Annotated in this window: 8 protein-coding genes; 1 reads left to right on the top strand and 7 read right to left on the bottom strand. The window is 43.7% G+C overall.

The window, feature by feature from the left end:
- Positions 1-7: 7 nt before the first annotated feature.
- The 6 genes from OCV52_RS25670 to OCV52_RS17250 form a co-directional block, all read right to left on the bottom strand.
- Positions 8-2,014 carry a response regulator gene (locus tag OCV52_RS25670; protein ID WP_390903412.1) on the bottom strand — a complete coding sequence of 669 codons (2,007 nt, stop codon included), beginning with the start codon at positions 2,012-2,014 and terminating at the stop codon, positions 8-10.
- Between the two features lie 654 nt (positions 2,015-2,668).
- Entirely contained in the window at positions 2,669-3,217 is a 549-nt protein-coding gene (locus tag OCV52_RS25665; RefSeq protein ID WP_390903404.1) for a type 2 periplasmic-binding domain-containing protein, read from the bottom strand.
- Between the two features lie 435 nt (positions 3,218-3,652).
- Complete coding sequence (locus OCV52_RS17265) at positions 3,653-3,985, bottom strand: Hpt domain-containing protein (protein WP_008216978.1); 333 nt, start codon at positions 3,983-3,985, stop codon at positions 3,653-3,655.
- Positions 3,979-5,568, bottom strand: coding sequence for a response regulator (locus tag OCV52_RS17260; protein ID WP_137408220.1), 1,590 nt, complete (start codon positions 5,566-5,568; stop codon positions 3,979-3,981). Before OCV52_RS17260 ends, OCV52_RS17265 begins: the two co-directional genes overlap by 7 nt.
- A gap of 268 nt (positions 5,569-5,836) precedes the next feature.
- Complete coding sequence (locus OCV52_RS17255; RefSeq protein ID WP_137408219.1) at positions 5,837-7,387, bottom strand: DHA2 family efflux MFS transporter permease subunit; 1,551 nt, start codon at positions 7,385-7,387, stop codon at positions 5,837-5,839.
- A 3-nt stretch (positions 7,388-7,390) separates the two neighbouring features.
- Positions 7,391-8,455: an HlyD family secretion protein gene (locus OCV52_RS17250; RefSeq protein WP_137408218.1), complete on the bottom strand. Its 1,065-nt coding sequence runs from the start codon at positions 8,453-8,455 to the stop codon at positions 7,391-7,393.
- 127 nt (positions 8,456-8,582) lie between these two features.
- Between OCV52_RS17250 and OCV52_RS17245 the strand changes: the two genes are divergently transcribed.
- A complete protein-coding gene (locus OCV52_RS17245; protein ID WP_137408217.1) occupies positions 8,583-9,485 on the top strand; it encodes a LysR family transcriptional regulator in 903 nt (300 codons plus the stop codon).
- Between the two features lie 86 nt (positions 9,486-9,571).
- On the opposite strand, the gene OCV52_RS17240 is transcribed toward OCV52_RS17245, so the two are convergent.
- Entirely contained in the window at positions 9,572-11,884 is a 2,313-nt protein-coding gene (locus OCV52_RS17240; RefSeq protein WP_137408216.1) for a glycoside hydrolase, read from the bottom strand.
- Positions 11,885-11,898: the final 14 nt, after the last annotated feature.

The following is an 11,898-nucleotide window of genomic DNA, read 5'->3' as shown; positions in this document are numbered from 1 at the left end:
GTTTCTCCTAGCAAGTCGCGCTTTCAATTTGGTGGAATAGTTTCTCTTTTCTTACGGGCTTCGCAACGTAACCATCCATTCCCGAATCAAAGCACTTTTGAATATCATCGTCGATAACGCTGGCGGTTAACGCGATGATAGGAGTCTTTGTTAAGCCTAGGTTTTTCTCGTGTTCTCTAATCTCCTTGGTTGCGGTGAAGCCATCCATCACAGGCATCATGCAGTCCATCAAAATGACGTCGAAACTGCTGTCGCTCTGGTACATATCAACGGCAATCTGTCCGTTGTCCGCGATTTCAAAGGCATAACCTGCTTTTTTAAGCATAACCGAGGCTACTTTCTGGTTTACGCGGTTGTCTTCTACCAAGAGGATCTTTTCAGACTTACTTGGTATCAATTCTTCCTTTGGTTCTTCAGGCAATATGGTTTGGGTTGCGCTGGCTAATTTAGGTGCCTGCGTCACTGATGCGGCACTGTGGATAGGGGGGACTGTCGAATTGAACTTTGGCAGTGTATCGTGTGTTGCCGGCAGTGGTATTGCTTCTACTGCCGTTAGCACTTTCTCTTTTAACATCTCGAATTTGAACGGCTTAGGCACGTAATCGTCCATACCCACATCGAAACACTTTTGAATGTCGTCATCGATGACACTGGCAGTCAACGCAATGATAGGAATGCGGCGGTTCGACTTTGTCTGTTTCTCAATACGACGAATGTGACCCGTTGCCTCAAAGCCATCCATTACGGGCATCATACAGTCCATGAGAATGGCGGCGTAATGAGGGTTGGCAGTAAACATATCCACGGCTTCTTGCCCGTTATTGGCGAATTCAAATTCAAAGCCGCTTTTGCCGACGTGCAGCCCTGCGATTTTCTGATTAATCCTGTTATCTTCGACTATCAAAATCTTTTGCTGAACTTGAAGTTCCGATTGTTTCGAATTGGACAGTTCAGCCAAACCCTGCGTATCACACAGCTCGACGGCTTTGATTAGGCGTAGACCCAGTAGGGGTTGTGATACTTGAGCTGTGATACATTGACCGATATCCGCAGGGTCGCTGAGGAAGGATCGAATCAAACAAATGGTAGCGCCATTTTTATGAAGTGTGTCTAAGCTATCAGCGTAGTCACTGGCTTGGAGCTTATCATCTTCGGCAAAGATGACGGTAATCGGTTTTGTGTGTGCCTGGTTAGCTATGCGGTCAATAATCACGCTCGTATTATCGGTGGTTTGAGCGACATCAAGTCCATACAGTTTTAGTTCATTATCGATACGCTCTGAAAGCACGTTGGCATGCCCAAGAATATAGATGTCGGAAGAAGCCGTGCTTGGTTTAGGTAGCCTTAGATCAACCGCTAATTCTAAGTCGAAATAGAAACAGCTACCTTCGCCTTTCACTGAGTCTAATTGTATTTGTCCGCCCATTAGTTCTACGAGCTGAGTACTGATGGCAAGTCCAAGACCAGTGCCCCCAAACTGACGAGTCGTCGAGTCATCTTCTTGCGCAAAAGGTTCGAATATCTGTTTTTGCTGTTGCTTATCGATACCAATCCCCGTATCTCGCACTGCAAAGCGAACCTTAACCTTGTCATCAGCTTGTTGGAGTGTGTTGATTGAGAGGGTAACGCCACCTTCAGCTGTGAACTTGACAGCATTCGACATGAAGTTCATCAGGACTTGTCTTAGACGGTGATCGTCGATCATCACTCGAGCTGGAGTATCCGGGCTGATATCAACGTTGATTGATATTTTTTGTTCTTTGGCTTTTGGCGCAACAATCGACGCAATATCATAAATTGATTCGCGGATAGACGCAGAATGTGGGCTGATAAGTAACATACCCGATTCGATTTTCGAGAAGTCTAAAATGTCATTGATTAAGCTGAGCAAGAGTTGAGAAGAGGTTTCTATGGTGTCTACATAATCACGCTGTGTCGGGGTTAATGGAGTATCAGAAAGGATCTCTGAGATACCGATAACGCCATTTAACGGAGTACGAATCTCGTGTGACATGTTGGCTAAGAAGCTGCTTTTTGCCTTACTCGCTTGTATTGCGTGATCTTTCGCTCGCTCTGCGTCTTCTTTTGCTTGCGTGAGTTTTTCTTTGGCGTGTTCTCTCTCGATAGTTAAGCGTTCGACTTGTTGAGCGAATAGACTCAGTTCATCTTTACCTTGAATGAGCTTTTCCAGAGAAGGGCGAGTTTCATCATCCTCACTCTTTAAGAACTTCAGAACCAAACCAAGATTATTGGTTACCTGTCTTGCTAAGCTCAGCGTTAAGCCCATAACAATCGTTGCGAGTAGGGCGACTAAAGAGATGAATAATGTTCTTTGTACTTGAGCCGCTGAGATTGCTTGTTCAACTTCAACTTGGAACTCTTGTTTGATGACGTTCCCTAAACTCTGTAATAGGTTCAGTCGCGCGCTCATTGCTTCCAAGCCTACAGATATCTCTTGAGGTGTTAACCCACTGAGAGCGTTGAGATCTAGTAGAGCGTTTCTTATTTCTTGGCTTTGAGCAAACACATCATTTCTGAACACTTCAACCATTAGTGAAACCTGGTGTTCATTGGCATTCAATGACACGAAGCGTTCCAAAAACAGTTGTTGCCTTTCACTCACGGTTTTAATCTGTTCTACGAGTTCGGGATCGTATTCTTGGCTACTTTAGAATATCTCAATAAGTGAGGTACCCAATTTAAATTCTTCGTTCGACCAGAACATTAACCATTCGAGTTGTTGTAAGGCGGTCAGGTGCTGTTGGATTTCTCGCTTGGTATTCTCGAACGGTACTTTTTCTATCTCTAGCAACAACTGTTTGTATAAATCACTCTGCCACTCCTGGGCATCCAATTTATCGTAAGTGTCCGTTGCTTCCATAGTCGATAGGGTAGCTTCGCTAAAATCCGCGACTAACTGATCCATGTCATCAGAAGCCCCGAGGAAGATAATAGGAGATAAGGTTTTGAGTTCTAACTTAACTTGTTCACTTTGAGCGGTAAACTCTTCAGGACTCGACGCTAAGGTGCTTCTGTATAAGATAGAAATATCTTGAAGGTAGACAGATAACTGATTGGTTCGCTCAAAATCAGTTAACTGTGTCGTCAAGATATAGGCTTGTCTGCCAGCGAGGAAGAGCAAAAGTGAAATGGGAAGTAGAACTAAGCCAAAGAGTTTATGTTTGACTGAAAGGTTATTCCAGACCGTATTAGCCATATAAGGATCCATCCAACTGTTTTTATCTAAAAACAGTAGAGTAAAAATAGCGATATTGAAACTTTGTGCGGGTTAATTTTTTTGAAGTGTGGGAGGAGTATAACTTCTTATGAATCCGATGCTTATTTTGATTGAATGAATAGTTCTTACTTCTAATCACATTTGTATAGGTCTTTAAACTCTCTTTCTAATACATGGTGATGGGTATACAGTTTTCATTTTCATAAAATTTAAACGTATAGAGTAGCTTCGCTACTTAAATACATCCAAACGATTTGAACTCATAGGTAATACGAAAGGAATAAATTATTCACGAAAATGACAAGTGTAGAGGTTCTGTGATTCTACAAAACCTCAGCACTGATCGTTATTTGGTGGTGGGACAAAATGGAGTCAGCGGGACGACTTCCTTGATTAATAGGGACGACATCCAGATTAATAGGTGCTGAGCACTTCATCGATTTGTTGATTAATAATTTTCATCTCACTGTAGATGAGTGAAAGGTCATCAGCTTCAGGAGCAACTTTGTTAAACGTGTTTTGTTCAACTCTTTCGAGGGCAACTGTTGCTGTCTCTTCCCCGAAGCTGGCTAATATGCCTTTTAAGGTATGCACCGTGAAATGAAGCTTGCCCCAATCTTGCTGTTGCACCAGTTCTTCGATCTCTTGTAATGAATTACCATGGTCTTCTTGGTAGGTTGATAACACGGCAAAAATGACATCTCTGTCATTGTCTAGGTAGGCATTTAAAGCATCAAAATCTAGCATATAGACTCCTGTCGGCTGCATGTTGAAAATGGGCTGGGCGGCTTAGTGGAATAACCATATTTTGATGAGTCACTAATCCATTGATTCCATCTAGGAGGAAGGTCTAACTGAATAAGATCTTCCACGTATTCGTCGCTAAGGTCTGTTTCAACGCATGCGTTATTGACAGCGTAAAGGTAGTCTAGCTTAGCGGCGACTGAATAGGGATAATTGGTAATAAAGTCGCGTAGTTCTTGGATCGATCCTGAGCTTCCGATGTTGATACAATTCGAAGGATCGACTTTTCGAGAGTCAAGTTTATCGTTTATTGCCTCACCGCGTAATTTCAAACATTCCTCGACGATGTGATACAATGAATATTCACCAAAGTGGCATAGCAAAGGTAAAAATTGCGATAGCAGTGAAGTCGGTTGATTGTAAAACTGATTAGCTAACAATTTAGTCGCTCGTATCACTTTTTTGTGCGCAACTAACGGGCTGCCTTCAATCAACAATATATTGCTTTGGAATAGTGCTAGGCTTGCTAATACTTGTTGTTGAAGTTTGGCTGGTAGCTTCAAATTGACCAATTCGGTAAATTGGGAGGCGTGCTCAAGCAAAAGACGTTTATTTTGTACTTGAGTTTCTCTTTGGTACGTTGCTCTTATGGAATTGAAATGGGTTCCAATTGAATGAATTACGTCGATATCGGCGGGTGAAATATGGCTTGCGTACATCTCCCCAAGCTTAATGAGCATGTGTGTATTATCAGCGTTTTCGGCCAAATCGATAGCTCTGATTGCTCGATGACTAATACTTGGTGTCATCTCAAATGCACGAATAGCCAATTTTAAAGCGGGCAGTAGCATCTTGTGTTTTTCATAAATACAGCTGAGGCAATCAATCACGTTCAGGGATAATGGTTGAACGATAAGATAGTTGTGCAGTTTCTCTATCGCCAAGTTCGGTTTTCCTAAGCTATCTAGAATTAACGCTTCTGCGACCAATTTGGTTGGGTGCATATTAGTTTTAGAGTGAGTGATTAGACTAGAGAGCAGTTGCCACTTCTTCCCTGCGATCAAGTGCTCAATCAGTGTTGCTTCGAATTGAACATTAGATTTTTCGCTGGTTATTTCTAATGCCTGTTTAAGCAATTCCCGTGTCGTAATAGGGTATAGGCTGTTGAGTTGGTCAATTTGTCTTGACTCGAATACAGCACTTTTGATTTTTTTGCCTAATACCTGAGTGTTAATTGGCTTAGAAATAAAATGGTGAGCCTCTCCTGATAGGGCGGTAAGTACTGTTTCTTGGCGCATATCCCCGGAGACTAAAATTGTTGCAACCGTGTGGTCGATAAGACGATTACGATACAGAATACTTAGTAGCTCAAAGCCGGTAAATGACTGCTCTAAGTGGTAATCAATGAGCAAAACATGAAACGCATGCGTCTCGACAGCCCTAATGGCTTGTCGATAATCTGTCGCAATGAAAATACACTCGTGAGCAATGCCTAAACTAGCAAGCTGTTGTTTGATCAGAATCGTCGCACTCTTAGAGTCGTCGACGATTAACACCCTTAGGTCTCCTGGTAAGGTCAAACCCATTTTCCTCTATACTAATGATATTCTTAATTTAGGTATCATGTTGCACATTGTCAAGGTGCTCAGTTCACATCTATGCGGTTAGTAAGCTATTGGTAATTAAAGAATATTTATAAATAATCGAGAGTATTTCTTTGCGGCGACTGATTCAGCCTTAACTTTCTAAGGTTAACACTCTTTTGCTCACAAGAGGCAAGTGATTAGTCTTGCTTTTTTGTTGAATTAGAATCGTATTTATCTACGATTCAAGCGGCGTTTTAAGCCTTCAACCTTAATCACGCATACTAAGAATTAAAACAGCAGCCAATGCCAAGAATGCGGTCATCATAAGAAATACATCATTGTAGGCCATAATTGCCGCGTCACGTTGCATGGTTCCTAGCAAACTTGCTTGGGCTTGATACATCGCTGTTGCAGCGTCACTTCCTGATTGAATAAAGAACGCCTGTTGCTCCTTCAGTGTTTGCCAACCCAACTGGTTCACTGAAGGCAATGACTCTTTAATATGACCTAGATGTTCACGCGTTTTGTTGTCCAACAGAGTAGCGATAATCGCGATACTGAAAGCCCCGCCTAAGTTACGCATAACGTTAGCTAGCGTAGAAGCGTCCGGCGTATCCATTTTATTGATGTTCTTCATTGCCACTAAAGAAAGTGGAACCATGATGAACGGGCTACCAATCGCACGTAGTACCATTGATAAAATCAACTGTTGGCCACCAAAGTCTATGGTCATGTGGGTATTTACGTAACAACTGAAACCAAACATCGCGAAGCCAAAGGTCACTAAGTATTTGGGCTTAATGACTTGAGTTAGCTTAGGCACGATTGGAAATATTAATAGTTGAGGGAAACCCATCCACATAAGCACTTTACCGATTTCCATCGCGTTGTATTGCTGAATCTGAGTAAGGTACAGCGGCAATACGTAGATAGATCCGAGTAGTGCCATACCCAATATCAGGTACGCCAAACAAGACATCGCAAACTGCCCATCACGCAAGAGCCGTAAATTAACCAATGGTTTTTTGTGTTGGAGCTCGTTAATCACGAAGTAAACCAAACTCACCGCAGAAATAATGCTCAACGTAATGATAAAACTTGAGTTGAACCACTCTTCACGGTTACCTTCTTCAAGTACCACTTCCAAACAACCAAGCCCCATAGCCATGGTAGCGATGCCAAACCAATCGGCTTGTTTAAGCGTGCCGAGGTCGAGCTTCTCATCATCCAAGCCATATCGGATCATGGTGATTAATAGCAGAGCCGGTGGGATGTTGATATAGAAAATGTAGTGCCATGAGAAGTTCTCGGTTAACCAGCCACCAAACGTGGGGCCGATAGATGGAGCAAATGTTGCAGTAACACCAAACAAAGCCATGCCGATAGCACGCTTGTTGATAGGCAGTAGTTGAATAACGAGTGAGAAGGCGAGTGGTATCAAAGCACCACCACTAAAACCTTGCATCGCACGGAATACGATCATCGAGGTCATGTTCCAAGAGAATGAACACAGTAACGACGACACGGTGAAGATCGCTGTAGTCCATGTTAGATAGCGACGTTTGCCTAGCGCTTTTGAGAGCCAACCACTGAGTGGAATCGCGATCATTTCAGCGACTAGGTATGACGTAGATATCCATGAACTTTCATCCAAGGTTGCAGATAGCGCTCCTTGGATGTCTTTAAGAGATGAGTTGGTGATCTGGATATCCAAGATCGCCATAAACGCACCAATCAAGCCACCGAATAGGGCGATCCAATGGCGAGTTGATATCTCATTCTCATCATTCTTAGGGGTGATAGCGCCATCGTTGCTCATGGTCTAGCCTCGTTTATCGATGGTCGCAACCACAGACAAACCAGGAAGCAGACGACCTTTTAGCTCTTTCTGGTCTGGAATCGTAATTTTTACTGGTACACGTTGCACGATCTTGGTGAAGTTACCTGTTGCGTTTTCTGGCGGAAGTAGTGCGAACTTCGCGCCAGTTGCAGGTGAGAAGCTGTCGACAACGCCTACAAGTGGTTGCCCAGGGAAAGCATCCAATTCAACTTCAACTGTTTGCCCTTTGTGAATACCACTGAGTTGCGTTTCTTTGAAGTTAGCCTCAATCCATACTTGATTGTTGGGCACTAAACTCATGAGCGGTGAGCCAGCTTGAATCAATAAGCCTTCACGAACACTTCGCTTACCAATTACGCCATCTGTTGGCGCATAAACTTTGGTGTATTCAAGGTTTAGCTGTGCCTGTTCTTGTTGTGCTTGGGCTTCAGTGACCGATGCTTTGGCTTGATCTATTTCGCTGGCAACAACCGATAATTGGTCGTGACTTGCAATCAGGTTTGCTTTGGCTTCTTCTAAGTCAGCAAGGGCTACTTTTTGTTGAGCGACCATGCTATCGACTTCATCTTGAGAAGCATAATTACGTTTTAACAGGCTACGCGAGCGCTGCACTTGTTGAATCGCACGTTCGTATTCTGCTTCTGCTGAATCGACGCCACTTTCTGCTTGACTAATTTTGCTACGTTGTAACGTCTGTTGGGCGATGAGGTTCTTTACATCAGACTGGACGACGGCTAGGTGAGCGTTAGCCTGAGCAAGTGCTGCTTGGTAATCGCGATCATCGATTTGAACCAATAGATCGCCTTCCTTAACAGATTGGTTGTCCGTTACATAGGACTTAACGATATAGCCAGATACCTTAGGGCTGATATTGGTAATGTCGCCTTGTAGGTAGGCATTATCGGTCGACTCAAAGTACTGACCGTAACCGTACCAATATCCAGCGCCAGCTAAACCCAATGACAGCATGATCGCAGTGGCAATAAGCGGGGCTTTTTTACGTTTTTTTGTGCTTACTTGTTGCGAAGCGGTGTTGTTCTCTGCCATTTCTCTTTTCTCATTTTGTTTTTATTTGGATGTAACGAATTGTAAATGAATCTGATTGATTGATAAGATAGGAAAAAAGGGAAACACTGTTGCAAAAATCTTACTAATTATAGTTTTCGGAGGTCTTATGGACTTAAATGCTGTGACTGTTTTCACACAAGTGGTTGATTGTGGGAGTTTTACGCATGCTGCTGAAGTGTTGAATATGACGAAATCAACAGTGAGTCGAAAATTAGCAGAGCTAGAACAGCATTTAGGTGTGAGACTGATCACTCGTTCAACTCGCAGTTTGATACTCACGCCTGAAGGAGAGCGCTTCTATCAGTCGAGCCTTCAAATGCAAGAGATCATGAATCAAGCGGAGTTAGAAGTCTCTGCAAACCAAGACCTGATTCGTGGTCCATTGAATGTAGTACTACCGGTAGAGTTGGGTCATCAAGTGCTTGCTAAATACATCCATAGCTTTCTGCTTGAATACCCGAATGTGACGATGAACTTGGAGCTAACCAACCGAGAAGTTGACATCATCGGTGAAGGAATTGACCTGTACGCACAGATTGGTGAGCTAGTCGATTCAAGCCTAGTATCACGATATCTAACAACCTCTAAACGTGTGCTAGTGGCGAGTCCTAAATATCTAGAACAAGTTGGCCCGATAAACACGCCAAAGGATCTGAAGAGCCCATTTCGCATGATAGAGGTGGTAAACAAAGCCGCACGTTTACCTAAGTGGGAATTGCAACTAGGTGATGGGGAGTCTGAATTGATTCAGCTACCAAGCCAACTTCGGGTAAATACGATTACCGCTTGTTTAACGGCCTGTGTCGATGGCTTAGGGCTGGCAGTGTTACCTGAGTTCATCTGTCGTGAGCATTTCAAGACTGGTCGACTGGTGAATCTGCTGCCGAAATACAACATGCCCCAAGTCTCGGTAAGCTTGGTGTATGCCGATAGACAATTAATGCCGAAGCGCAAGAAGGTATTTATCGATTATCTACTCACAGCGTTTCAGAGTCAAAAGCGTAATTAGCTTGGTTAGCTTGAGCCTGAGCGTTATTACCGAAAGCTCAATCCCTTAGCTTTCTGCTAACAGCTAAGGGACTAAACCAATCACATTCAGTTAAGTTTGGTTCCCCACTTTATGACTTCTCCATTGCTTAACATCGCTTTGATAGAAGCCGCAGCCACATCGATGCCATCTTTATCAAACGCTTGGTCAGAGAAGTTGGCGATGATCTTACTGCCATCACTGAACGTGGTTTGTTGGACGGCACCGTGGGTATCTAACCATGAAAAATCAATCAACGTTTTATTCCACAACTGTTCATGTATCGGCTCAAACCCATCTTGATAGTGTTTTAACGCTCTGAGCCTCGGGCTTGTACTTTTGAGAGCTTCGCCTCTGGTTAAGTGCACCATCGCGGGCGTGTTATATAGCATGGCTGTTAAGTCACGGTTGGTTTTCACATCGGTAAACTTGAGACTGTCTGAGTGCCAATGGTGCGTATTAATCACTTCATCATGGAATACAGTTTGGTATAACGGTACACGATATTGCGGCGAAAACAGTAGCGACTTATAGGGCTCTTTAACCTTTGCTGGTTTGAAGAAAAAGTCCGGCTTATGATCTGGGTACCAGCGACCTAGGAAGTAGGGAGACTGGCGGTTTTCTTTCATATCTTTATCTGTCCAACCAAACCCTACCGTTTCCAAGCCGTGTGCAAACGCAATGCCCTTGGTGGTCAAGCTGTTGCCGTCTTCAGATCCCAACACCGGAGACGGTTGTTCGCTCAGCCCCTGCATTCGGTTATTAAAGGCAGAAAGCATTTCCGACTCACTGGTATTGTCTCTGTAGTCCTCACGGGCCATTGCCGTTGCATCGACATCTAAGAACAAACTATTGAAGTGACCAAAGTTCATGATGTCTTTGGCGCGCTGTTTTACATAGTCCAAATGGCAATTGGGATTTAAGTAGAACCCGTTACCACGAAATCCTTTTTTTAAACTCCCATCGGCTAGCTCAATCGCGCATGTTTTTCTTATTGGATCTGGCAGCTGAGCGGTTAACCAGCTGTCATTTAACTGAGCCGGTATTGCAGTGTTATAGGAGTCGTAAGTCCCCACCAGATAACCAGATTGCTTTGCTAACTCGACTGCGTTTGGTTGATAAAAAGCAGGCTTCCAGTTATCAAAGCCCAACCAAAGCTTGTTTAATCCTGCGTTGTTTAGATTATCGACCATGCCGGATGATAAGGCTTGCCCCCAAGTATCTGGTGAGTTGAGAAATGACGACGCGTGTTCAGACAACCAGTTTTTTCGACTTTGCGCCGCGATGTATTGCGCCTCAATCGTGTTATCAGTGAGTGTCGGGGATGCGACGGGGTATAAGCTTTGTAGAGATTGGCTAATAGAATCCAACAGCAACTGTTTATGATATCGGCTCAACCAGTCCTTACCTTGAAATAAAGTGGATAGCTCACGCTTAGCTTGGTTGGATATGTTGAGCTTAGAGCGTTCAAAGTACCACTCTTTTGCTCCCCACCAGTCTGTTACATCTTGGATACTCAAAGGATCTTTACCAAACAGGTAGACATGACTTGCACCAACCAGCTTGCTAATGTCTGGATTACGCGCTTGCTTTGAGGCTAGTGATTCTGACAACCCATTGGCGATGCGCCAGTCGCGGTATTGCTTGGCACCATGGAGCATTGAATCGCCAAGCGTGATACGTACAGCAAAAGGTTGTGACTGATTTAGCGCGGTGAACTGATGTGATGAGCTCATATCGATAAGGGACTTGTTTTTACAGTCCGATTCAGACGTTACATCATTAAAAAACAGTTGGTTATTGGTTGGGTTGATCAATTGGTAGCTGATGAATTGACCATTCTGTTGTGTGGTCCAAAACGGCATCTTTAGGTCTTGAGTGGTGTTGCTTCCAGAGTGGTTATTGGCGAGATAATTCGCCCATCGCTTATTGTTGGTAGGCACGCGCATACCTTCACTAAAGGGCAGAAGCAGTGTTTGTGTTTCTTGTTCCGCAAGGTTGAACCACGCTAGTTCTATTGGTTGATTGCGCTTTACCTTGATATCGGAAGGTAGCGTGAATTGGAGGTCAAGTTCACCTTGATTTAACTCTGCGGTTACTGCGATACGGCTTGGCATTAACGTCCAAGCGGCACTGGTTGAATCCTTGGTTATCTCGGCCACTGTTTGAGGTATACGGTTAACGGTGAGCGAAGCACTGTTAATGCTTAGGTCATTCCAATCTATCATGAGCGTTTCTGGTGATATCGAAACGGTGTCGTTGGCGGTGTGGTCAGCAAGTATTAAATCGTTCTCTTGAGCATGTGTTGAAAAAGCACAAGCGGCGAATACGGCCAAAATGGCACAAGATGTAGCATTAAATTTGTGGTGGATACTAAGCATATCGATATTCCGTA

The sequence above is a fragment of the Vibrio chagasii genome (assembly GCF_024347355.1).
In the GTDB taxonomy this organism is placed as follows: Bacteria; Pseudomonadota; Gammaproteobacteria; order Enterobacterales; family Vibrionaceae; genus Vibrio; species Vibrio chagasii.
This window is presented reverse-complemented; position numbering and strand designations above follow the sequence as displayed.